Source organism: Enterobacter cloacae complex sp. HYC074_NIDB (assembly GCF_056673345.1).
Window position 1 is genome coordinate 3388347 of the sequence record NZ_CP114214.1, and the last position, 23566, is coordinate 3411912.

The following is a 23566-nucleotide window of genomic DNA, read 5'->3' on the forward strand; positions in this document are numbered from 1 at the left end:
ACAGATGAAAGTCATCATCGTAGAAGATGAATTTCTGGCTCAACAGGAGTTGAGCTGGCTTATCAAAACCCACAGCCAGATGGAGATTGTTGGCTGTTTTGAGGATGGTCTGGACGTGCTGAAATTTTTACAGCATAACCGGGTCGACGCGATATTCCTCGATATTAATATTCCGTCGCTGGACGGCGTCCTGCTGGCGCAAAATATCAATCAGTTCGCCCACAAGCCGTTTATTGTGTTTGTCACCGCGTGGAAAGAGCATGCCGTGGAGGCCTTCGAGCTTGAGGCGTTTGACTATATTCTAAAGCCGTACCAGGAGTCGCGTATTATCAGCATGCTGCATAAGCTGGAAGCCGCGTGGCAGCAGCAGTCCTTACCCGCCAGTGCCAGCCCGGTAGCGCGGGAAAACGACACAATTAATCTGGTGAAGGACGAACGGATCATCGTCACGCCTGTCGACGATATTTACTATGCCGAAGCGCATGAAAAAATGACATTTGTCTATACGCGGCGTGAATCCTACGTCATGGCGATGAACATCACCGAATTCTGCAATAAACTCCCGGCCGCCCACTTCTTCCGCTGCCACCGCTCGTTCTGCGTCAACCTGAACAAGATCCGCGAAATCGAACCCTGGTTTAACAACACCTATATATTGCGGCTGAAGGATCTGGATTTTCAGGTGCCGGTAAGCCGCAGCAGAGTGAAAGAGTTCCGCCAGCTCATGCACCTGTAGCACGTTCCCTCTCCCGCAGGAGAGGGAAATGAGCGTCAGAGGATCTGACCAAGAACCTGACGCAGATGCGCGCCGGATCCCAGTAAGCCTGGGTTGTCGTGGACAATCAGGTAAACAGGAATGTCCTGGACATAGCTCCTGAAGCGGCCTTTGTCTTCGAAGCCGCCACGGAAGCCGGAGGCGGTAAAGAAATCGAGGAAGCGCGGCACGATCCCGCCCGCAATATAGACCCCGCCAAAGGTGCCAAGGTTCAGCGCCAGGTTGCCGCCAAAACGCCCCATGATGACGCAGAACAGCGACAAAGCACGGCGGCAGTCAATACAGCTGTCGGCCAGCGCGCGTTCGGTCACATCTTTCGGTTGCAGATTTTCCGGCAGACGACCGTCTGATTTGACAATCGCCCGATACAGGTTCACCAGACCCGGACCAGAAAGCACCCGCTCGGCCGACACGTGACCAATCTCGGCGCGTAGCTCCTCAAGAATAATGCCCTCTTCTTCGCTGTTCGGCGCAAAATCCACGTGACCGCCCTCGCCCGGCAGGCTGACCCAGCGTTTGTCGACGTGGACCAGGTGCGCCACCCCCAGACCGGTTCCCGCGCCGTAAACGGCAATCGGTTTGCCTTCAACCGGGGCCGTACCGCCGAACTGAATCAGATGCTCTGGTTTAAGCATTGGGATAGCCATGGAAACCGCAGTGAAGTCGTTGATAATTTCAAGGTGCGAGAAGCCGAGGTTTTTCCGCATTTCGGCAATTGAGAAGGCCCACGTGTGGTTGGTCATCGCCACCCAGTCGCCGGTAATCGGACAGGCGATGGCGATACAACCGTCTTCAACGCTCACTTTATGCTCTTCCAGATAGACGCGAACCACCGCTTCCAGGCTTGGGTAATCCAGCCCTGAATAGGTTTTCGCCTGAGAAATTTCACCGCTGTTCACATCGCACAGGGCAAGGCGCGCGTTGGTGCCGCCTACATCACCTACCAAAGCATACTTTGTCATTCTTCTACTGCTCCGCTAAAGTCAGAATAAATCTTTGGGACACTGTAAATTCAAGGCGTGATAACAACAACGACCAGAAGGTGACTGCCCATGGATTATCGATCTTCGTCACATAATAACTTTACCGTTTCAGCACCTTTTGCACTATTGCCACAATGCTGATTGTGCAAAGTAACGTTAAGCCGTTTTGTACAAGGAAATCATCATGCTCCATCCGCGAGCCAGAACCATGCTGTTATTGGCTGTCCCGGCGCTGATTATTGGCGTGGCGTCGAGCCTGGTGCTCATCGTCGTCATGAAAGTGGCGGCGGTGCTGCAAACGATTTTATGGACCGCGCTTCCGGTAAAACTCGGCATCAGCATTGACTCGCCGGGCTGGATCATGGTGATGCTGACCCTGACCGGGATTGCCGTAGGGCTGGTGATCCGCTATAGCCCGGGCCATGCCGGGCCGGACCCGGCACTGGAACCCTTGATTGGCGCGCCTGTCTCCCCCTCGGCTCTGCCGGGGCTTATCATCGCGCTGATAATCGGTCTTGCGGGCGGCGTAAGCCTCGGGCCTGAACATCCCATTATGGCGGTGAATATCGCGCTGGCGGTCTTTCTGGGGGCGCGTCTTTTCCCGCGCGTTGGCGCGCTGGACTGGACGATCCTGGCCTCCGCTGGCACCATCGGGGCGCTGTTTGGCACTCCGGTCGCGGCTGCGCTCATTTTTTCGCAAACGCTCAGCAGTGATCATGAGGTGCCGCTTTGGGATAAACTCTTCGCGCCGCTAATGGCCGCCGCTGCGGGAGCCCTCACCACCAGCCTGTTTTTCCATCCCCATTTTTCACTCTCCATTCCCCACTACGGCCAGATGCAACTCACCGATATTTTCAGCGGCGCCGTCGTCGTCGCGATCGCCATTGCGTTGGGGATGGTCGCGGTGTGGTGTCTTCCTCGCCTGCATCGCCTGATGCACAGGCTGAAGCATCCGGTGCTGATTCTGGGCATGGGGGGTTTTATTCTGGGCGTTTTAGGCGCTATCGGCGGGACGGTTACGCTGTTTAAGGGTCTGGACGAGATGCAGCAGCTGGCCTTCAGCCAGGTCTTCAGCGTCTCAGATTATCTGCTGTTCGCGCTGGTGAAACTGGCGGCGCTGGTGGTCGCGGCGGCCTGTGGTTTCCGGGGAGGTCGTATCTTCCCGGCGGTATTTGTTGGCGTCGCGCTGGGGCTGATGCTGCATGAGCACGTTGACGCTGTCCCTGCAGCGATTACCGTCTCCTGCTCCATTCTGGGGCTGGTACTGGTGGTCACGCGCGATGCGTGGCTGAGCCTGTTTATGGCGGCCGTTGTCGTGCCGGATACCACGCTTCTGCCGCTGCTCTGTATCGTGATGTTGCCCGCCTGGCTCCTGCTGGCGGGCAAACCGATGCTGATGGCATGGCGAAATGACAGGTAATCAGGCGTTATTGCGCGCCTCCAGCGCTTTGGTCAGCGCGCTCAGCAGCGGCGGAATATCGGCTTTCGGCAGCATGACCTCGATCAGCGAAAGCCGCTCATGGTGTGCCACTTTATCCAGCACCTCCGCCAGCGCTTCCGCTTCGCTGACGCGCCAGCACTCTGCCTGAGGCGCCAGGCTCAGCGCCTGCGGGATCTGCGTCCAGTTCCAGAGGGCAATATCGTTATAGCGCTGCTCCGGCCCGTGGATGGCCCTTTCCACCGTGTATCCTTCGTTGTTAAGCACCAGAATAATCGGGCGCTGCTTGTCGCGCAGCATGGATCCCAGCTCCTGAATGGTCAACTGCGCGGCGCCGTCGCCCGTCAGGACAATCACGCGTCGATTCGGACACGCCGTTTGCGCGCCAAACGCCGCCGCCAGCGTGTAGCCAATCGATCCCCACAGCGGCTGGACGATAAAGTTCACGTCCGCCGGTAAACGCAGATCGATAGCGCCGAAAGCAGACGTCCCCTGGTCAGCCAGAATAATGTCTCCGGGGCGAATAAACGTTTGCAGGGTACGCCAGAAGCTCTCCTGAGTCAGCGCCCCTTCAATAGTCGGGAACGAAAAGCCGCTGTGATCCGATGGCGCTCGCGTATCGCGAACATAGGTTTTACACAGCGCTGTCAGCGTTTCAATGGCCTCCCTCATCGGGATACCCGTAAACCAGACGTCGCCGACGCGGGACGCGTGAGGCTGAACCTCTATCGTCTGGTCTGGCGTAAGCTGGTGGGTAAATCCGGCAGTGAGCGTATCGGTAAAGCGCGTGCCAATGCACAGCACCGTATCAGCACCCTCGATGGCCTCTTTGACCGGCGCGGCGCTCGCCGATCCGCTGTAGGTGCCGTAAAAACCGCTCTGTCGTTCGTCAAAAATTCCCTTGCCCATCAGCATGGTGGCGTGTGCCATCGGCACCTCTTTCACCCACGTCTGAAGGGCCGCGCGCAGACCGTGGCGGAGTACCAGGAAGTCCGCTAACAGCGCGGTGCGTTTGCTCGTAGACAAGCGCTTTTCGGCAGCCTCACGGAACGCCTGCAAGCAGGCTGAATCGGCCGGTGCGGGGTTAACAGTGAGAGCGCTTACAGGAGGTGTAGCGGCTTTTTTCGCCACATCGGCGGGCAGCATCAGATAGCCCGGACGGCGCTCCCGCAGCATGGTGGTCAGGACTCTGTCAATTTCATAGCAGGCGTTTTGTTCCGTAAGCACCGCCTGCGCAACGGTGATGGGTTCGCTCATATGATAGAAGTGGCGGAACTCGCCGTCGCCCAACGTATGGTGCAGTAACTCTCCTCGCTGCTGCGCCGCCATACCCGGGGCACCTACAATATGGAGGACGGGAACATGTTCGGCAAAGCTGCCCGCCACACCGTTCATGGCGCTTAACTCCCCAACGCCGAATGTCGTCAGGAGTGCGGCAAAGCCCTTACAGCGGGCATAGCCGTCTGCGGCGTAAGACGCGTTCAGTTCGTTGGCACAGCCCACCCAGCAGATGTCCGGGCTGTCTATCACGTGATCGAGAAATTGCAGGTTATAGTCGCCCGGCACGCCAAACAGATGATCGGCACCACAATCTGTTAGTCGGTCCAGCAGGTAATCGGCGACGCAATAGGGGGTACGCATATTATAAGTGTCCTTCTGACGTTGACCTCACTCTGAGTATTAAATAAGCGTGAAGCGTGTCCAGAATTGACGACAATCAGGGGCTGGAAAGAATGCTTTACGAAAAAAGCTGCGCTATGCTCATTTTCTTCAGATTAGTGTAAACGTATACACGGATGTTTCTTTCCAGCGCCAGAGGTCTCACAAATGGGTTATCAGCCTGACAAAAATCGTTATCAGACAATGCAATATCGCCGCTGTGGGCAAAGCGGTCTTAAGCTTCCCGCCATCTCGTTGGGGCTGTGGCATAATTTTGGCGACGCGACGTTGCTCGAAAACAGCCGTCAACTTTTACAGCGTGCTTTCAATTTGGGTATTACGCATTTTGACCTTGCCAATAATTACGGCCCGCCTCCTGGTTCGGCCGAACGTAATTTTGGGCGCATTTTGCAGGAGGATTTCCTGCCCTGGCGCGATGAGCTGATCATCTCCACTAAAGCGGGCTACACCATGTGGGACGGGCCTTACGGTGACTGGGGCTCGCGTAAATATCTGATCGCAAGCCTGGACCAGAGCCTCAAGCGTATGGGGCTGGAGTATGTCGATATCTTCTATCACCACCGCCCGGATCCACACACGCCGCTACGTGAAACCATGAAAGCGCTTGACCATGTGGTGCGTCAGGGCAAAGCGCTGTACATCGGTCTGTCCAACTACCCGGCAGAAATGGCACGGCAGGCGATTGAAATAATGGAGGATCTGGGCACGCCATGTTTGATCCACCAGCCGAAGTACTCCATGTTTGAACGTGCGCCTGAAGAGGGGTTGCTGGACGTGTTGCAGCAAAAAGGGGTGGGATGTATCCCCTTCTCTCCCCTGGCGGGCGGACAGTTGACCGATCGCTATCTGAACGGCATCCCAGCGGATTCTCGCGCAGCAAGCGGCAGTAAGTTCCTTAATCCGGAACAGATCACCGACAAAAAGCTGGAAAAGGTACGTAAGCTGAATGCGCTGGCGGAAAAACGGGGGCAAAAGCTGTCGCAAATGGCACTGGCCTGGATCCTGCGCCACGATGCGGTGACATCCGTGCTCATCGGCGCAAGCAAGACCGGACAAATTGATGATGCAGCAGGCGTGCTTGAAAATTGTCGGTTCACGGCAGAAGAGCTCAAGACGATAGATACGCTCCTGTCCAGTTCAGATTAAAAACACTTTTAGCAAAAAGTGCTCTCGTTCATGATTTAGGAGTTGAGGCGATGAAACGAATGTTTACCAACTCGTAAAATTGCGTTAACAGGTCGCACAGCGGCCCCGATCGTGAAGGAGAAGAGTATGTTCAGGTCACTGATTCTTGCAGCGGTATTACTGGCTTCGGCCCCGCTGGTCGCCAATGCGGGCGAAATCACCCTGTTGCCATCGATTAAATTACAAATTGGCGATCGTGATGACTACGGCAGATACTGGGACGGTGGCTACTGGCGCGACCGTGACTACTGGCATCGCCATTATGAATGGCGTCAAAACCGCTGGTGGAAACACGATAACGGCTATCACCGTGGCTGGGATAAGCGTAAGGCTTACGAACGCGGCTACCGCGAAGGCTGGAAAGATCGTGACGACCGCCGTGGCGGCTGGGGTCACGGAAAAGGCAGAGGCCACGGTCACGGCCATCACCATTAACAACAAAAAGGAGCCTTCCGGCTCCTTTTTCTTTTACAGGCCTGCGGCTGTGCCTATCAGCAACCACAAGTTTAACGCCACCACCACGACCACAATGGTCCACCCGGCGCGTTTCACCCACGTCGAATTCACCAGATCGCCCATCAGTGATTTGTTGCTGGTGAAGATCAGCAGCGGCACCAGCGCCAGCGCAATCCCGAAACTCAGCAGCACCTGACTCATCACCAGAATGCGGGTCGGATCCAGCCCCATCAGGATCACAACAAAGGAAGGCAGCATCGTGACCGAGCGGCGAACCCACAGCGGAATATGGAAACGTACGAACCCCTGCATCACCACCTGCCCGGCCAGTGTCCCCACAACCGTAGATGAAAGGCCCGCAGCAACCAGGCTTAAACCAAAAATAGTGGCAGCGGCATGACTCAGCAACGGCTCCAGCGTCAGGTAAGCCTGGTCAAGATCGGCAACCCCGGTATGCCCGTTAAAGTGGAACGCGGCGGCGGCGGTGGCCATCATCGCCAGATTCACAAATCCGGCAATGGTCATCGCGATAGCCACATCCCATTTCGAGGCGGAGTAGCGCTCTTTACTCGTCCCGCCATGCAGATTCTGGGTTAATGAAGAGTGTAGATAAATGACGTGCGGCATAATGGTCGCCCCCAGCACCCCGGCAGCCAGAAAAACGGCTTCAGAAGTGGGTAACGACGGGATCACCATCCCTTTCGTCAGCTGCGCCAGATTCGGCTGGGAGAAAATCAGCTCAACAATATAGGCGGCAGCGACGAACAGCAGCAGGCCGCCGATGACTTTCTCCAGCGGTTTTTGCCCCCGCCGCTGGAGCATCAGAATCAGGAAAGTGGCGATACCGGTCAGCACGGCCCCCTGAAGCAGAGAGACGCCCAGAATAAGCTTAAAGCCGATCGCCGCCCCGATAAACTCGGCGAGATCGGTGGCCATGGCGATAATTTCCGCCTGAACCCAGTAAAACCAAACTGCCGGACGTGGATAATGATCGCGGATTTGCTCCGCCAGGTTTTTTCCGGTAGCAATACCCAGCTTCGCGGAGAGCATCTGAATCAGCATCGCCATCAGATTGGCCCAGACCACAACCCACAGCAGTTTATAGCCGAAGCTGGCCCCGGCCTGAATGTTGGTCGCAAAATTACCCGGATCGATGTAGCCAATCGCGGCAATGAATGCCGGTCCCATTAATGCGAGCCGCAGCTTGCGTGCCGCTCTGCCGCTGCTACTCTCTACGCGACTATTCGTCATTTCTGCCTCTGGAAATATAGCCTTTGCTATGTTTTATGCTATCAAAATGAGAATGATTATCAAGTTCATTTGAAATGGTTAACATGATTTCTCTGATAGCCAGGAACGATAGACAGGCAGGTGGAGCAAGGTCACAGAATGTGAAAATGCGCAGACATTTGTGAAGCGTAGCACACAAACTTAACTTTTCACTCATTTACCTAACATAACAAAAATGTATTGTTGATCACTATTTTTGAGACTCGTCACAGGATGTAACTATAGTGTGGGCTTGATCTCGTTTTCTTTGTGCTTGTTACATAGAATGTGCACGGAAATTAAACCTGCCTCATATTTGGAGCAAATATGGACCGCGTCCTTCATTTTGTCCTGGCACTTGTTGTCGTTACTGCACTTGCATTGCTGGTCAGCACAGACCGCAAAAAAATTCGTATTCGCTATGTTGTCCAGCTGCTGGTCATTGAAGTTTTACTTGCGTGGTTCTTCCTGAACTCCAACGTAGGCCTCGGCTTCGTGAAAGGCTTCTCCGAAATGTTCGAAAAACTGCTCGGATTTGCCAACGAAGGGACAAACTTCGTCTTTGGCAGCATGAACGATCAGGGTCTGGCCTTCTTCTTCCTGAAGGTACTCTGCCCTATCGTCTTCATCTCTGCCCTGATCGGTATCCTTCAGCACATCCGCGTTCTGCCGGTGGTTATCCGTGCGATCGGCTTCCTGTTATCGAAAGTTAACGGCATGGGTAAACTGGAATCCTTTAACGCAGTCAGCTCACTGATCCTCGGTCAGTCTGAGAACTTCATTGCGTATAAAGATATCCTCGGCAAGATGTCCCGTAACCGCATGTACACCATGGCGGCGACAGCAATGTCTACCGTTTCCATGTCTATCGTGGGCGCGTATATGACTATGCTGGAACCTAAATACGTGGTTGCGGCCCTGGTTCTGAATATGTTCAGCACCTTTATCGTTCTTTCGCTGATTAACCCGTACCGCGTGGATGCCAGCGAAGAGAATATTCAGATGTCTAACCTGCACGAGGGGCAGAGCTTCTTCGAAATGCTGGGTGAATACATTCTGGCGGGTTTCAAGGTTGCAATTATCGTTGCCGCGATGCTGATTGGCTTTATCGCGCTGATCGCTGCGCTGAACGCCCTGTTTGCGGCCGTACTCGGTATCTCCTTCCAGGGCATTCTGGGCTATATCTTCTACCCGGTTGCCTGGGTGATGGGTGTACCGGCTCACGAAGCGTTGCAGGTGGGCAGCATCATGGCAACGAAACTGGTATCCAACGAATTCGTGGCGATGATGGATCTCCAGAAGATTGCCAGCACACTCTCCCCACGTGCGGAAGGGATCCTGTCCGTCTTCCTGGTCTCCTTCGCGAACTTCTCTTCCATCGGTATCATCGCTGGCGCGATTAAAGGCCTGAACGAAGAGCAGGGTAACGTGGTTTCTCGCTTTGGCCTGAAGCTGGTTTACGGTTCAACGCTGGTGAGCGTCCTGTCTGCCTCTATTGCAGCACTGGTTCTGTAATTCATACCGCGTAATAAAAACCGGGAGTCCTCGCTCCCGGTTTTTTTATGCTTCCAGCGCCGTCAGAGGCTGGGGTTTACCAATCAAATAGCCCTGCAAATAATCTACGCCAAATCGCAACAACATCTCGCGTTGTTCAGCCGTTTCCACATATTCAGCCACCACACACAGCGATTTCGTTTTTGCCATGTTGCAAATGGACTGCACGATCATCGCATCCATGCTGTCGGTGCAGATATCTTTCACGAAGCAACCATCGATCTTAATGATATCGGCCTCCAGCCGCTTCAGGCGCTCAAAGTTGGCATAGCCGGTACCAAAGTCGTCTATGGCAATGCGGAAGCCGTAATCACGCAGCTGCTGAATATTTTTGATGCTGCTTCCCGAGTCTGAGAAAGCCTGTTCCTCGGTGATCTCAATGATGATATTTTGCGGCGCAATGGCGTAGCGTTCAAAAAGCGCGATGATCTCAGCCGCAATCTCATTTTGCATCAGCGTCAGCGGCATCAGATTAACGGAGAAGCGCGTTCCTGCACGTCCGGACGGATGGCTGCGCATCCACATCAGCAATTTTTCCAACACGTTCAGGTCAAACCGGTGGCTCAGGTTAAACTGAGCAATCAGCGGAATAAAGCGGTCAGGGGTGATGATCTCGCCATCGCTTTCCAGCCTGGAGAGGATTTCAAAGTACCCTTCTCCGCGCGCGTTGTGAATTGGCTGGGCGTAAAGGTGAAGGCCGCCGATATCAAGGGCGCGTTTTATGCGGGCCAGCATTAGCACCCTGTCCGTCGTCTGACCAGAGACATCATCCAGACTGTTGGTTAACGCCAGAACGTTATGCCCGCCACAGGATTGCTCGGACAGCCAGCTCAGCTGACCCAGCGTGTGGTGCAGGCTTTCCCCATCCGGCACTTCGCCCCAGGAGGCGCCAAACTCAATGTCGAGCTCAGTCTTGTTCCAGACAATCTTACGGCTGTTCAGATGATCAACCATATATTGCAGACGTTCAGCCGTGCCCGGACCCAACAAGACCACCACCAGCTCACTGCCTGGCAACTGAAAGAGCTTCTCGTCTTTTTGCAATAACGGTTGCAGCGACGCGGTGATCATCTTTTTACAGTGTACACGCATGAGGATGCCGTAATGACGGCTCAGAAATTCCAGATTATCCAGGCGCAGGCAGCAGATTTTGGCTTCGGGATGGTGCTGTAAAAACACTTCCAGCGCACGAATGTTAGGCAGACCGGTGAGCGGATCGGTAAGCGCCCTCTCCTGCCACCCCTGTTTCAGCCATTCACTTTTCTGATAGATCCGCGACATGTAAAGCAGGCAGATGGCGAAAGAGATCAGTACCGACAAGATAAAGGAGAGCGAGTGGCCCGATTCAACGCCATTAAGAAAATTATAATTGTAGGTCAACAGCATGAGCGCCGAGGCCGCCCAGAGTAAAGAGATGAGCGCATAGCTCAGACGACCAATCCCCAGGGTAAAAAGAATAAAAACGATTGGCATCAAATAACCAGCAATAAACTGTGACTCGAAAGGCGCGCACAAAATAGCGATCATCGAGACCAACAGCATCAGCCACACAACGATAAATAACACTTTTTTGTGACAAAAGAGGGGCTTCACGCTTCGCCGCCAGAATGTTCGGGCATACCGGGGATTAATTATCATTCTTAACGGGTAGTAGAACATCATGGTGAAAATCAGGGCGGCACAAATCAGGCTTTGAATATCGATAACGTTATAAATTGCAGAGCCTTCGCCGAAATAGGAGGAGATTGTCACCGGAAAATCAAATAAATATCCCGCCAGATACATCGATAATTTGATGCCTACAGGAACCACAAATCCGAGCCAGAAAATACGTATACCGATGTACTTATTCGGGATGCTGTGTCGCCAGCGTTTGCCCAGCATCAGACGGATGACGCCACAGGCAGCGAAGACGGCAAACGTCTGACAAATTAATAACACGTAAGATTGTAGTAATGCTAAATCAAAGTAATAAATGTTAGTAACACTAAATACAATCAGTAAAGGAATGATTGCCCGACGTCCAAATAACAATACGATGGCGAGCATGGCGCTTAAGGGCAACCACGCTAAATAAACATCATTTTCGTTGACGATAGCGCGCGGGGAGATATAACGGGAAAAGGGGATCGTAATCAGGCTTAACGCCAGGACAATCATAAATATTTTTACATTATTGTAAATTTTTCTATTCATTAATCCGTGTGATCTATTTAACCATCGTCTTATTGACCGGATGGATAATAGGTTTATTAATTGCACGAATCAAGTTCAGGTCTATTTATAGACTTGTTTATTGATTTGGATTGAGGTGATGTATAGAAAACGACATTGCTGGCAACAAAAAGAGTCTAAACATTTTACAAGATATAAAAAAACCCCCGTCTTGCGACGAGGGTTTAAATTTTGGTGGAGCTAAGCGGGATCGAACCGCTGACCTCTTGCATGCCATGCAAGCGCTCTCCCAGCTGAGCTATAGCCCCACATGTTACTTTACCTACCGCACTCTGTTGGGTTCAGAGTTTGGTGGAGCTAAGCGGGATCGAACCGCTGACCTCCTGCATGCCATGCAGGCGCTCTCCCAGCTGAGCTATAGCCCCGTCGTAAAGCTGTCATGTTGACGGGCGGCATAATATGAATTCCGCCGCAGAGTGTCAACGGCAAATTCAACCTCCGCCTTTCAACCGCCGAAAAATCATGCAAATGAATCACTTTGCGAGCCTGCTCGCAGCCAGGAGTTAAGCTTGTCACGTTTTCACGTAAAACGGTGCTATAAAATGAACCACTAATTAACCCCACAGATATTCAGGAAATTGTATGATCAAGGAACGAATGACGCCAGAAGAGTTAGCCCTGCTGACTGGCTATAGCCGACAGACCATCAATAAATGGGTACGCAAAGAGGGTTGGATTACATCGCCAAAGCCAGGCGTTCAGGGTGGCAAGGCGCGTCTGGTACACGTCAATGAAAAAGTGCGCGACTTTATTCGCAGCGCGCGCAGGGCAACAGAGACGCCGGAACTGCCAGATACGTACCACGAGGGCTCGCTTCATGCCCTGCTCCTGACGCTGGCGAATGAAATGACGCCGGAAGAGCAAAAGCAGATGACATCGCTGTTACTGCGGGAAGGGATTACCGGCTTGTTACAACGTTTAGGGATTCGCGACCAACGCTGATATGAAAAGATTACGCAGCAAAATGACCACGGAAGAGCTGGCGGACAGTCTGGGCGTAGCCCGACAAACCGTTAATCGCTGGATACGACAGAAGGGATGGAAAACGGAGGGTATCAACGGTGTAAAAGGCGGAAGAGCGAGGGTGATATGTATTGATGCGCACGTTAAGGAGCACATCATTAGCCTTCCTGCCATTCGTAACCGTCGGGCTGTTTACCATGTGGCGGAAAGCCCTTCCCACTACGGCGTGGCAACCTCATCCAGCCTGCTTCCACAAATTATCGACTCGCTGGAAAACATGACGACTGTCGAACAGGAACGTTTGCACAAGTTGCTCGCTCGTGAAGGGTTGCAGGGTTTTCTCACGCGTCTTGGTATTGCTGAATAACAGGCATAAAAAAACGGCAGGTTACCCTGCCGTTTTTTGTATTACACGAGCATTACTGCTGGCTTTCGCGCTCAGCAATAAAGTACAGGGCTTTGTTGATACGCGCAACGCTACGTGATTTGCCGATGGCATGTACGGTCACGTCCAGCCCCGGGGACTGGCCTGCCCCCGTCACCGCAACGCGCAGCGGCATACCGACTTTACCCATGCCAATTTCCAGCTCATCAGCGGTAGCCTGAATCGCGTGGTGAACATTTTCCGCAGTCCATTCGGTAATGGCTTCGAGTTTGTCACGCACCACTTCCAGCGGCTGACGCGCAACCGGACGCAGGTGTTTCTTGGCCGCGTCGGCGTCGAACGCGTCAAACTCTTCATAGAAGTAACGGCAGCTTTCAGCAATTTCTTTCAGCGTTTTGCAACGCTCGCCAAGCAGCTTCACCAGATCCGCCAGTTCAGGGCCCGTACGGGTATCGATGTTTGCCTGTTCAATGTGCCATTGCAGATAAGTCGCTACATATTCTGGCTGCATGGTATTGATGTAGTGATGGTTCAGCCACAGCAGTTTGTCAGTGTTGAACGCGCTGGCTGATTTGCTGACCGAGTTCAGAGAGAACAGCTCGATCATCTCTTCGCGGCTGAAGATCTCCTGGTCACCATGAGCCCAGCCCAGACGCACCAGGTAGTTCAGCAGCGCTTCCGGCAGATAGCCGTCATCACGGTACTGCATCACACTCACCGCGCCATGACGTTTGGACAGCTTTTTACCGTCGTCACCGTTGATCATTGATACGTGCGCATATACCGGTACAGGTGCGTTCAGCGCTTTCAGAATGTTGATCTGACGCGGGGTGTTATTGATATGGTCTTCACCACGGATCACATGAGTGATTTCCATATCCCAGTCGTCCACAACTACGCAGAAGTTATAGGTTGGCGATCCGTCAGTACGACGAATGATGAGGTCATCCAGCTCCTGGTTGCTGAATTCGATCGGACCACGGATCTGGTCATCAAAGATAACAGAGCCATCCTGCGGGTTAGCAAAACGCACTACGCAAGGCTCGTCAGCAGCATGCTCGCTGTGGTCATGGCGGCAACGACCGTCATAACGCGGTTTTTCGCCTTTTGCCATTTGCTCTTCGCGCAGCGCATCCAGACGCTCCCTGGAGCAGTAACACTTATAGGCCGTGCCTGCCACCAGCATCTCGTCAATTACGGCGTTATAGCGGTCAAAACGTTTGGTCTGGAAGTATGGGCCTTCGTCCCACGCCAGATTCAGCCAGTTCATCCCATCCATAATGGCTTCAATTGCTTCCGGCGTTGAGCGCTCCAGATCGGTGTCTTCAATACGCAGCACAAACTCACCGTTGTTGTGACGTGCGAAAAGCCAGGAGTAGAGAGCGGTACGTGCACCACCGACATGCAGATAGCCTGTCGGGCTCGGCGCGAAGCGAGTTTTGATTTTCATGAAATGGCCTTACGTTATAAAGATGCCGGTAATCGGCAAATTCCGGGAAGAAAACAATGGGCAATATTCTATCACTGTGGGCCGATTCCTCAATGTCGATCACTTTATCCGGTTCGAGATTGCTGTTTTTGTTTACAAATCATGCGCCACAGTCCGTTTTGCGATCGTTTTGACTAATTTTACGACGAACGAATAAAAACTTTAGAAAATGCGTTGACTCATTTTCAACTCTCCCTATAATGCGACTCCACACAGCGGGGGTGATTAGCTCAGTTGGTAGAGCATCTCCTTTACACGGAGGGGGTCGGCGGTTCGAGCCCGTCATCACCCACCATCTACTTAGGTAGACTCGCAGTGTAGATAAGAATTGAGATTGGGCGATTAGCTCAGTTGGTAGAGCATCTCCTTTACACGGAGGGGGTCGGCGGTTCGAGCCCGTCATCGCCCACCATTCTCACCTTATCGCAGCAGTTCCGAAATGGGCGATTAGCTCAGTTGGTAGAGCATCTCCTTTACACGGAGGGGGTCGGCGGTTCGAGCCCGTCATCGCCCACCATTTCGGGTCGTTAGCTCAGTTGGTAGAGCAGTTGACTTTTAATCAATTGGTCGCAGGTTCGAATCCTGCACGACCCACCAATGTAAAAAAGCGCCCTAAAGGCGCTTTTTTGCTATCTGCGATATAGCACATCCCCATTGCAGCCAGACCGCTTGTTTTACTCAAGCTCACGCCTTCTTTGCCGATACCTCTATTTTATGGCGAAAAGGATCTCAATATGACAACTCTTAAGCCCGTTTCTCTGTCGGCGATGGAAATCGGCAGCGTAGATAACAGCTCCGGCGGAAACGACATTGCTTCTCAAATCACCCGTCTGACCAAACAGATAACGAAAGTCACTCAGCAGCTCAAAGAAGTGGCCATGGGTGATGCCACAGCAGAAGAAAAGCAAAAGCAGCAAGAATTACTCGAATCTCAGCTGGCTATGTTGCAGGCACAGCTGGCGCAATTGCAGCGTCAGCAGGCCGAAGAGGCGATGCCAAAGCAGGAAAAAGGTGAGGCAGTCGCGGAAGGCATCAATAAGCCCTCCGCAGAACATCAGATTAATATCTACGTCTGATTATTGGTTTCGTTAAAAAGTGGATCGCGTGTGCGGGCCTCCATCAAACGTTCGGCCTGCATACGCACCACATCCCAGCAGGCATGCGCCGCTCCGGAAAGAGACCTGTTTTTACGGCGTACCAGCATCAGCTGGCGTTCGACACAGGGTACGAAACGCTTCACCGTTAAACGACTCCCCTGCGGCAGTGGCAGCGCCAGCGCCGGCAGAACGCTGATGCCAATCCCCGCTTCGACCATGGGGAACAGCGTGGCAGGATGCCCGATCTCCTGCACAATGGTTGCCTTAACACCCTGCGCGGTCAGTGCGGCATCTATCAGCGGGCGGCTGCCTGATGCATAATCCTGTAACACCAGGTTTGCCCCCTGCAAGGCCTGCCAGGCCACCTGCGGCAGCGATGCCAGAGGATCATCATCGCGGCAGAGCAATAAAAAGGGCTCCGAGAGTACCACTTCACATTCCAGGTCGCTTACCGCTCCGGGATCAATAACGATGCCAAAATCCACATCCCCCTGACGGATACTCTCCAGTACCCACTGCTGCGGCCTGTCATGCAAAACAAAATCAATATCCGGATAGCGGTGATTACTTTCAGCGATGCACTGGGGAATAAGATGCGCCGAAATCGTCTGGCTCGCCGCCACTCTCACGGTGCCGGAAAGCTGTTGTCCGAGCCGGCCGACATCCCTGAGCGTACTGTTCAGTTCATCCAGCAGCCTCTCCAGACGCATTGCCAGCTGCTGTCCCGCTTCGGTGAGCACCACTTCTCGCGTCGTGCGGTCGAGCAGCTTCACGCCCGTTTGCGTTTCAAGCTCCTTAACGCTATGGCTCACCGCCGACTGACTGAGGCCAATGATCTCCCCTGCCCGGCTAAAGCTGCGGGCCTGCGCGACGGTGACGAAAACGCGAAGCTGACGTAACGAATAATTCATCTGTTTAATTCATGAATGGATGCAATAAATCAATTTTATTTCTCAAAGGGAAGAAAGCACAATAGCGGCATCTGTTTTCAGGAGTGATTATGAAACTTTTTCGTATCCTTGATCCGTTTACGCTGACCCTGATTGGTGTCGTCTTGCTGGCCTCGTTCTTCCCGGCGCGGGGCAGTTTCGTTCCGGTTATTGAAGGACTGACCACGGCAGCTATTGCCCTGCTGTTCTTTATGCATGGCGCCAAACTCTCCCGGGAAGCCATTATTGCAGGCGGTAGCCACTGGCGACTGCATCTGTGGGTAATGTGCAGCACTTTTATCCTCTTCCCGGTTCTGGGCGTGCTGTTCGCCTGGTGGGCGCCGGTGAATGTCGATCCGGCGCTGTATACCGGGTTCCTTTATCTGTGCATTTTGCCGGCCACCGTGCAGTCTGCAATTGCCTTTACCTCGCTGGCGGGCGGTAACGTCGCGGCGGCGGTTTGTTCTGCTTCCGCTTCCAGCCTGCTCGGGATCTTTGTTTCACCGCTGCTGGTCGGTCTGCTAATGAACATGCACGGGGCGGAAGGCAATCTGGAGCAGGTGGGTAAAATTTGTCTGCAACTGCTGCTGCCGTTTGTGCTCGGACACTTATCCCGTCCCTGGATTGGGGAGTTTGTGGCGAAACATAAAAAATGGATCGGGAAAACGGACCAAAGCTCCATTCTGCTGGTGGTTTACACGGCCTTCAGCGAAGCCGTGGTGAACGGCATCTGGCACAGGGTGGGTGCTGGATCGCTGCTGTTTATTGTGGTGGTAAGCATCGTTCTGCTGGCCATTGTCATCGCGGTTAACGTCTTTGTGGCCCGCAAATGCGGCTTCAACAAGGCCGATGAAATCACCATTGTATTTTGCGGATCGAAAAAGAGCCTCGCCAACGGGATCCCGATGGCCAATATCCTGTTCCCGACGTCCGTCATTGGGATGATGGTGTTGCCGCTGATGATTTTCCATCAGATCCAGCTGATGGTGTGTGCGGTACTGGCGCGGCGTTACAAGGCGCAGACTGAAAAGCTGGCGCAGGAAGAGACCCACGCCGCGAAAGTTTAAGGACGTTTCAGGGGCTGAACCAGCTGGGTCAGCCCCTCTGTTTTGATCAGTAACGTGATAGCCATCAGCTCGCCCAGACGCCCGGCGGGGAACTCATCCTTACGGGCAAACCACAGCAGATACTCTTCCGGTAAATCAATCAGCCTGCGACCCTTATATTTACCGAACGGCATCTCTGTATTGGCGATCTCAACGAGCTGCTCTTTTTCCACGTCACTCTCCTAACAGGCGCATCATTTCCGCTTCGTCGATTATCTCGATGCCAAGCTCCTGCGCTTTTGCCAGCTTCGAACCGGCCGCTTCCCCGGCAATCACCAGGTCGGTTTTCTTCGATACGCTGCCCGCCACTTTTGCCCCCAGCGCCACCAGGCGCGCTTTCGCGTCATCGCGTGAAAGCTGACTCAGGCTGCCGGTCAGCACCACCGTTTTACCGGCAAACGGACTGTCGATCTCTTCGGCATTAACCACTACCGGTGCGGGCCAGTGAATGCCCTGTTCCAGTAATTTACCGATCACTTCACGGTTGCTCTCTTCGGCGAAGAAGTTGAAAACGTGGGTGGCGACCACAATGCCGACATCAGGGACTTTCTGTAGCTCGTCGATGGTGGCTTTCTCCAGCGCGTCCAGCGTGCCGAAATACGCCGCCAGCCCTGCCGCCGTCGCCTCTCCGACTTCACGAATGCCGAGCGCGTAAAGGAAACGGGCAAAGGTGGTGTTTTTGGCCGCCTCGAGCGCGTTAACAATGTTCTGGGCAGATTTCGGTCCCATACGATCAAGACCGGTCAGCTTACCTGCCGTCAGGGTAAAGAGGTCCGCAGGCGTATGGACGTACTCTTTCTCAACTAACTGGTCGATAATCTTGTCACCCATTCCGTCCACGTCCATCGCCCGGCGGGAGACGAAGTGCTTCAGGGACTCTTTACGCTGCGCGCCGCAGATTAACCCGCCCGTACAGCGCGTTACCGCTTCACCTTCCACGCGCTCAACGTCAGAACCACATACCGGACAGTAGGATGGAAACTCGATGGCACGGGTGTCGGCAGGACGTTCAGACTCCACAACGTTAACCACCTGTGGGATCACATCACCCGCGCGGCGAATCACCACTTTGTCACCAATTCGCAGCCCCAGACGCGCAATTTCATCGGCGTTATGCAGCGTGGCGTTACTTACCAGCACGCCAGCCACCTGCACAGGCTCCAGACGCGCCACAGGCGTAATGGCCCCCGTACGTCCGACCTGAAACTCCACGTCGCGAACGAAGGTCATCTGCTCTTGCGCCGGAAACTTAAAGGCCACCGCCCAGCGTGGCGCACGTGCCACAAATCCCAACTGTTCCTGCAACGCCAGCGAATTAACCTTGATCACCACGCCGTCAATATCAAACCCGAGCGTGGGACGAGCTTCTTCAACCTTGTGATAGAACGCCAGCACCGCCTCCGGAGAGTCGCAGAGCTGCACGCGGTTGCTTACCGGTAATCCCCACTCTTTGAACTGCATTAAACGACCCAGGTGGGTATCTGGCAGATCACCGCCTTCCAGGATCCCGACGCCGTAGCAGAAGAAAGTAAGCGGTCGCTTCGCGGTGATACGCGGATCGAGCTGACGCAGCGAACCTGCCGCCGCGTTACGCGGGTTAGCAAACACTTTCCCGCCGGTACGACGCGCTTCTTCGTTGATCTTCTCGAAGCCCGCCTGCGGAAGGAACACTTCCCCGCGCACTTCCAGCCGGGCGGGAATGTTATCGCCACGCAGTTTCAGCGGGATCGCACGAATAGTGCGCACATTGGTGGTGATGTCTTCCCCGGTAGTGCCGTCGCCGCGCGTTGCGGCACGCACCATCACGCCGTTCTCATAAAGAATACTGACGGCCAGACCATCCAGCTTTAGCTCGCAGCACCAGCTCAGATTGTCGACGCTCTTCAGGCGATCCTGCACGCGCTTGTTGAAAGCCAGAAAACTCTCTTCATCAAACACGTTATCCAGCGACAGCATCGGCACTTCGTGGCGCACCTGGCTGAAAGCGCCCAGCGGTTCCGCACCGACGCGCTGCGTTGGAGAATCGGGCGTAATCAGTTCGGGGTGCTGCGCTTCCAGCTCGCGCAGTTCACGCATCAGGCGGTCATACTCCGCATCCGGCACTTCCGGTGCGTCCATAACATGATAGAGATATTCATGATGGCGAAGCGTGGTTCGCAGTTCAGTAAGTTGTTGTTCGATTGAGTCCATATCGCACCATCAATGAGAAAAACCCCCGACAGGCGGGGGTTGAGGAGGAGTTAAGTTAACGCGACGATTACGCGTTCGCTTCCTTAACTTCGCGGATGCGGTCCTGATACTCGCGCAGTTTCTGCGGCGTCATCATTCGACGCTGATCGTCGAGCACCACACCGCCCACTTCGTCGGCGATGTGCTGAGCGGACTGTAGCATCAGCTTAAAGTTTTGCAGCTCGTCACCGTAGGACGGCACCTGCATAAAGATCGTAACGCCTGGTGTGACGAAATCACCGGTCATTTCCGGGTCAAACGTGCCTGGATTGACCATATTGGCCAGGCTGAACAGCGCTGGACCGCTGCCGTCAGGACTCAGGTGGCGATGGAAAATATTCATGTCGCCGAACTTGAAGCCTGCCTGTTGGATGCTGTTAAGCAGCACATCACCGTTCAGATGGGTGCCATGATGAGCAGCCACGTTCATAATGATCACCGCTTCTTTACGCTGCGGCTTTTCAACAACCGGTTCTGGCTCTGCAACCGGCTCTGGCTCAGCGCGCGGGGCGGGCTGTGGCGCAGGCGGTTCAGGCTGCGGCTGCGGTTGTTGTACCGGCTGCGGCTGCTGAACAGGCTGTGGCTGATGCACTGGCTGCGGCTGCTGAACAGGCTGTGGCTGATGCACTGGCTGTGCAGGCTGTTGGACAGGTTGCGGCTGTACAGGCTGTGGCGCAACGGGCTGCTGTTGCACAGGCTGGTGCGGCGGATGACGAACAGGTTCTTCCACTGGCGGCGGCGCTGGCTGGCGCGGCTGGGCAGAGGCATACGGTGGTTGATACTGGTGCTGCGGAGCGCGGGGGGCTTCATGCTCTCCATGCGCTGCGCCGGGCGCAGTATTGACCCGATGAACACGAACTTCACCCACGCCGTCGTCGTCAAGACCGTCGATGTCGTCTTCAACGTCATCGTCGTCACGACTGGACTTCATGCGCTTCAGTGGACGATCGCGAAACATAGAGGAACGCTCTTTACGGCTGGTCCAGAAACCATGTACCAGTAAAGCGATTATGGCGATCGCGCCAACAATGATTAATATCAGACGCAAATCCTGCATCATTATATTCTCTGTTGTTCTAACACCTTGCCACCACGGCAAACATTTACTCACTAAGAGTATTTGCCGTTTACGTCAAGTGCAAGTGTATGCAGAGCATTCACAGCATAAAGATGAACTAAATCGTGCTTTTTGCTGGTTTTTCGAACATTTCCGAACTGGTCATTGGCCCGTAACTGGATAATATAGGCGGGCAATTCCACTGGTTGTGTAAAAAGGAGTACAGCCTGGTATGGTTTCAACATCTTCTTCTGCCCCACGCAGCGGGGTCTGGTACTTTTCTCAGGGCTGGAAACTGGTCTCCCTGCCGGGCATTCGACGCTTCGTTATTTTGCCGTTACTGATCAACATTATTCTGATGGGCGGGGCCTTCTGGTGGCTGTTCACCAGACTGGAAACGTGGATCCCTTCCCTGATGAGCTATGTGCCGGACTGGTTACAGTGGCTAGACTACCTGCTCTGGCCGATTGCGGTTATCTCCGTGTTGCTGGTTTTCGGCTATTTCTTTTCGACGATAGCAAACTGGATAGCCGCGCCGTTCAACGGTCTGCTGGCCGAACAGCTTGAAGCGCGCCTGACCGGTGCGACGCCACCTGACACGGGCGTATTGGGGATCGTGAAAGATCTCCCCCGCCTCATGAAGCGTGAATGGCAGAAATTCGCCTGGTACCTGCCGCGGGCGATTGTGCTGCTTATCCTTTATTTTGTACCCGGGATTGGCCAGACGGTCGCGCCCGTGCTGTGGTTCCTGTTCAGCGCCTGGATGCTCGCTATCCAGTACTGTGATTATCCGTTCGATAACCACAAAGTGCCGTTTAAAGAGATGCGCACTGCCCTGCGCACTCAGAAGGTTGCCAATATGCAGTTTGGCGCGCTGACCAGCCTGTTCACCATGATCCCTTTCCTGAATTTGTTCATCATGCCCGTTGCCGTATGCGGCGCGACGGCGATGTGGGTGGACTGCTACCGTGCTAAGCACGCGTTATGGAAGTAATGCAAAAATGTGTAAAAGAGGGGTGGCTTATGCCGCCCCTTATTCCATACTGATCCCCATTATTTCCTTGCAGCATATAGATATGCGATTTCCTTACTTCCCCATACCTGTTCAACAGGTATGCTGGTTCGGTATCCCAATTTCATACAGTTAAGGACAGGCCATGAGTAAGATTTATGAAGACAACTCGCTGACTATCGGTCATACGCCCCTGGTTCGACTGAACCGTATCGGTAATGGACGCATTCTGGCGAAGGTCGAATCTCGTAACCCAAGCTTCAGCGTTAAATGCCGTATCGGTGCGAATATGATTTGGGATGCTGAAAAGCGTGGCGTGCTGAAACCTGGCGTTGAGCTGGTTGAACCCACTAGCGGCAATACCGGCATCGCTCTGGCCTATGTTGCGGCGGCGCGTGGCTATAAGCTGACGCTGACTATGCCTGAAACCATGAGCATTGAGCGTCGTAAGCTGCTGAAAGCGCTGGGTGCGAACCTGGTCCTGACCGAAGGCGCGAAAGGCATGAAGGGCGCGATTCAGAAGGCCGAAGAAATCGTCGCCAGCGATCCTGCAAAATATCTGCTGCTCCAGCAGTTCAGCAACCCGGCCAACCCGGAAATTCATGAGAAAACCACCGGCCCGGAAATCTGGGAAGATACCGACGGTCAGGTTGATGTGTTTATCTCCGGCGTAGGCACCGGCGGTACGCTGACCGGGGTGTCTCGCTATATTAAAGGCACGAAAGGTAAAAAAGATCTGATTACCGTTGCCGTTGAGCCAACCGACTCGCCGGTTATCGCTCAGGCGCTGGCAGGCGAAGAGATCAAACCAGGTCCGCACAAAATCCAGGGTATCGGGGCTGGCTTTATTCCAGGCAACCTCGATCTGAAGCTGATCGATAAAGTGGTCGCCATCACCAATGAAGAAGCCATCTCTACGGCGCGTCGCCTGATGGACGAGGAAGGCATTCTGGCGGGTATCTCTTCCGGTGCGGCGGTTGCGGCAGCGCTCAAACTGCTGGAAGACGAAACCTTTACCAATAAGAACATTGTGGTTATCCTACCGTCTTCGGGTGAGCGTTACTTAAGCACAGCACTGTTTGCCGATCTCTTCACAGAGAAAGAACTGCAACAGTGATGCCAGCATGTTAAAAACGCGTAAAAAAGCACCTTTTCAGGTGCTTTTTTGTGGCCTGCTTCAAAGTTTTACCCCTCCTGGCATTGCTTCACCCCGTTGGGTCTGGTATTTAAACCAGCAATTATTTTGATGCGCGAAATTAATCGGTGAACGAAATAGCGCTGCTGAATCGATTTTATGATTTGGTTCAAGTCTTGCTTTCACTGCATAATGTTTAATGACGATTGAAACGTCAGCGCTAACTATACAGGCTAAAGTTAAGTCGCCAGGCTAGACTTTAGTTCCACAACACTAAACCTATAAGTTGGGGAAATACAATGTTCCAGCAAGAAGTTACCATTACCGCTCCGAACGGTCTGCACACCCGCCCTGCTGCTCAGTTTGTTAAAGAAGCGAAAGGCTTCACTTCTGAAATCACTGTGACTTCCAACGGCAAAAGCGCTAGCGCAAAAAGCCTGTTCAAGCTGCAAACTCTGGGCCTGACTCAGGGTACCGTTGTTACCATCTCCGCTGAAGGTGAAGACGAGCAGAAAGCAGTTGAGCATCTGGTTAAGCTGATGGCTGAACTCGAGTAAGTTTACCGGGTTCTTTTCAATATCAGTCACAA

21 protein-coding genes and 6 tRNA genes are annotated in these 23566 nt (G+C 53.7%); 16 read left to right on the forward strand and 11 right to left on the reverse strand.

Features of this window, described 5'->3' with window-relative positions; translation table 11 throughout:
• The first annotated feature begins 4 nt into the window (after nucleotides 1–4).
• Complete coding sequence (locus O1724_RS16435; RefSeq protein ID WP_023325009.1) at nucleotides 5–736, forward strand: LytR/AlgR family response regulator transcription factor; 732 nt, start codon at nucleotides 5–7, stop codon at nucleotides 734–736.
• A 35-nt stretch (nucleotides 737–771) separates the two neighbouring features.
• Here the strand turns inward: O1724_RS16435 and glk are convergent, their stop codons facing one another.
• Complete coding sequence (gene glk, locus O1724_RS16440) at nucleotides 772–1737, reverse strand: glucokinase (protein WP_003861352.1); 966 nt, start codon at nucleotides 1735–1737, stop codon at nucleotides 772–774.
• Between the two features lie 205 nt (nucleotides 1738–1942).
• Between glk and O1724_RS16445 the strand changes: the two genes are divergently transcribed.
• Entirely contained in the window at nucleotides 1943–3178 is a 1236-nt protein-coding gene (locus O1724_RS16445; RefSeq protein ID WP_003861350.1) for an ion channel protein, read from the forward strand.
• On the opposite strand, the gene ipdC is transcribed toward O1724_RS16445, so the two are convergent.
• Nucleotides 3179–4837, reverse strand: a complete 1659-nt coding sequence (ipdC, locus tag O1724_RS16450) for an indolepyruvate decarboxylase (RefSeq protein ID WP_022651551.1) — start codon at nucleotides 4835–4837, stop codon at nucleotides 3179–3181.
• A gap of 186 nt (nucleotides 4838–5023) precedes the next feature.
• Between ipdC and mgrA the strand changes: the two genes are divergently transcribed.
• Nucleotides 5024–6022, forward strand: coding sequence for an L-glyceraldehyde 3-phosphate reductase (gene mgrA, locus O1724_RS16455; protein ID WP_126296744.1), 999 nt, complete (start codon nucleotides 5024–5026; stop codon nucleotides 6020–6022).
• A gap of 126 nt (nucleotides 6023–6148) precedes the next feature.
• Complete coding sequence (gene ypeC / locus O1724_RS16460; protein WP_003861345.1) at nucleotides 6149–6496, forward strand: DUF2502 domain-containing protein YpeC; 348 nt, start codon at nucleotides 6149–6151, stop codon at nucleotides 6494–6496.
• Between the two features lie 33 nt (nucleotides 6497–6529).
• Here ypeC and O1724_RS16465 read toward each other — a convergent pair whose 3' ends face one another.
• Complete coding sequence (locus O1724_RS16465; RefSeq protein ID WP_126296745.1) at nucleotides 6530–7768, reverse strand: Nramp family divalent metal transporter; 1239 nt, start codon at nucleotides 7766–7768, stop codon at nucleotides 6530–6532.
• 345 nt (nucleotides 7769–8113) lie between these two features.
• On the opposite strand from O1724_RS16465, the gene nupC reads away from it, so the two are divergent.
• A complete protein-coding gene (nupC, locus tag O1724_RS16470) occupies nucleotides 8114–9301 on the forward strand; it encodes a nucleoside permease NupC (RefSeq protein WP_003861341.1) in 1188 nt (395 codons plus the stop codon).
• Nucleotides 9302–9346: 45 nt separating this feature from the next.
• Here nupC and O1724_RS16475 read toward each other — a convergent pair whose 3' ends face one another.
• The 3 genes from O1724_RS16475 to O1724_RS16485 all read right to left on the reverse strand — a co-directional run bounded on the left by O1724_RS16475 (nucleotide 9347) and on the right by O1724_RS16485 (nucleotide 11940).
• Nucleotides 9347–11536 carry an EAL domain-containing protein gene (locus O1724_RS16475; RefSeq protein WP_126296746.1) on the reverse strand — a complete coding sequence of 730 codons (2190 nt, stop codon included), beginning with the start codon at nucleotides 11534–11536 and terminating at the stop codon, nucleotides 9347–9349.
• A gap of 211 nt (nucleotides 11537–11747) precedes the next feature.
• A tRNA-Ala gene (locus O1724_RS16480) sits at nucleotides 11748–11823 on the reverse strand.
• Nucleotides 11824–11864: 41 nt separating this feature from the next.
• A tRNA-Ala gene (locus tag O1724_RS16485) sits at nucleotides 11865–11940 on the reverse strand.
• Nucleotides 11941–12157: 217 nt separating this feature from the next.
• Between O1724_RS16485 and O1724_RS16490 the strand changes: the two genes are divergently transcribed.
• Together O1724_RS16490 and O1724_RS16495 are read left to right on the forward strand one after the other, a co-directional pair.
• The gene (locus O1724_RS16490) at nucleotides 12158–12517 is read left to right on the forward strand and encodes a YfeC-like transcriptional regulator (RefSeq protein ID WP_003861339.1); all 360 of its coding nucleotides are present in this window, start codon (nucleotides 12158–12160) and stop codon (nucleotides 12515–12517) included.
• A gap of 1 nt (nucleotide 12518) precedes the next feature.
• Complete coding sequence (locus tag O1724_RS16495; RefSeq protein ID WP_017383469.1) at nucleotides 12519–12905, forward strand: YfeC-like transcriptional regulator; 387 nt, start codon at nucleotides 12519–12521, stop codon at nucleotides 12903–12905.
• Nucleotides 12906–12957: 52 nt separating this feature from the next.
• Here O1724_RS16495 and gltX read toward each other — a convergent pair whose 3' ends face one another.
• Entirely contained in the window at nucleotides 12958–14373 is a 1416-nt protein-coding gene (gene gltX / locus O1724_RS16500; RefSeq protein ID WP_126296747.1) for a glutamate--tRNA ligase, read from the reverse strand.
• A gap of 258 nt (nucleotides 14374–14631) precedes the next feature.
• On the opposite strand from gltX, the gene O1724_RS16505 reads away from it, so the two are divergent.
• From O1724_RS16505 to O1724_RS16525, 5 genes are all read left to right on the forward strand, one after another.
• A tRNA-Val gene (locus tag O1724_RS16505) sits at nucleotides 14632–14707 on the forward strand.
• Between the two features lie 41 nt (nucleotides 14708–14748).
• A tRNA-Val gene (locus O1724_RS16510) sits at nucleotides 14749–14824 on the forward strand.
• Between the two features lie 29 nt (nucleotides 14825–14853).
• A tRNA-Val gene (locus tag O1724_RS16515) sits at nucleotides 14854–14929 on the forward strand.
• A 4-nt stretch (nucleotides 14930–14933) separates the two neighbouring features.
• Nucleotides 14934–15009: transfer RNA gene (locus tag O1724_RS16520), tRNA-Lys, on the forward strand.
• A 137-nt stretch (nucleotides 15010–15146) separates the two neighbouring features.
• Entirely contained in the window at nucleotides 15147–15488 is a 342-nt protein-coding gene (locus tag O1724_RS16525) for a FlxA-like family protein (RefSeq protein WP_003861333.1), read from the forward strand.
• On the opposite strand, the gene O1724_RS16530 is transcribed toward O1724_RS16525, so the two are convergent.
• Complete coding sequence (locus tag O1724_RS16530) at nucleotides 15479–16420, reverse strand: LysR family transcriptional regulator (protein WP_003861331.1); 942 nt, start codon at nucleotides 16418–16420, stop codon at nucleotides 15479–15481. The two genes, O1724_RS16525 and O1724_RS16530, sit on opposite strands and share 10 nt — an antisense overlap.
• Nucleotides 16421–16509: 89 nt before the next feature.
• Here O1724_RS16530 and O1724_RS16535 point away from each other — a divergent pair, with 89 nt between their 5' ends.
• On the forward strand, nucleotides 16510–17505 hold the full coding sequence (locus O1724_RS16535) for a bile acid:sodium symporter family protein (RefSeq protein WP_003861330.1): 996 nt from the start codon (nucleotides 16510–16512) through the stop codon (nucleotides 17503–17505).
• On the opposite strand, the gene O1724_RS16540 is transcribed toward O1724_RS16535, so the two are convergent.
• The 3 genes from O1724_RS16540 to zipA all read right to left on the reverse strand — a co-directional run bounded on the left by O1724_RS16540 (nucleotide 17502) and on the right by zipA (nucleotide 20833).
• Nucleotides 17502–17717 (reverse strand): DUF3820 family protein, encoded by a 216-nt coding sequence (locus O1724_RS16540; protein WP_003861328.1) that lies wholly within the window; start codon nucleotides 17715–17717, stop codon nucleotides 17502–17504. The genes O1724_RS16535 and O1724_RS16540 overlap by 4 nt on opposite strands.
• A 1-nt stretch (nucleotide 17718) precedes the next feature.
• Entirely contained in the window at nucleotides 17719–19734 is a 2016-nt protein-coding gene (ligA, locus tag O1724_RS16545; RefSeq protein WP_126296748.1) for an NAD-dependent DNA ligase LigA, read from the reverse strand.
• A 67-nt stretch (nucleotides 19735–19801) separates the two neighbouring features.
• Nucleotides 19802–20833, reverse strand: a complete 1032-nt coding sequence (gene zipA / locus O1724_RS16550) for a cell division protein ZipA (protein WP_032609784.1) — start codon at nucleotides 20831–20833, stop codon at nucleotides 19802–19804.
• Nucleotides 20834–21062: 229 nt separating this feature from the next.
• On the opposite strand from zipA, the gene cysZ reads away from it, so the two are divergent.
• From cysZ to ptsH, 3 genes are all read left to right on the forward strand, one after another.
• Entirely contained in the window at nucleotides 21063–21824 is a 762-nt protein-coding gene (cysZ, locus tag O1724_RS16555) for a sulfate transporter CysZ (protein WP_126296749.1), read from the forward strand.
• Nucleotides 21825–21987: 163 nt separating this feature from the next.
• Nucleotides 21988–22959 carry a cysteine synthase A gene (gene cysK, locus O1724_RS16560; protein ID WP_006811453.1) on the forward strand — a complete coding sequence of 324 codons (972 nt, stop codon included), beginning with the start codon at nucleotides 21988–21990 and terminating at the stop codon, nucleotides 22957–22959.
• 317 nt (nucleotides 22960–23276) lie between these two features.
• Nucleotides 23277–23534 (forward strand): phosphocarrier protein Hpr, encoded by a 258-nt coding sequence (gene ptsH, locus O1724_RS16565; RefSeq protein ID WP_000487600.1) that lies wholly within the window; start codon nucleotides 23277–23279, stop codon nucleotides 23532–23534.
• Nucleotides 23535–23566 lie beyond the last annotated feature (32 nt).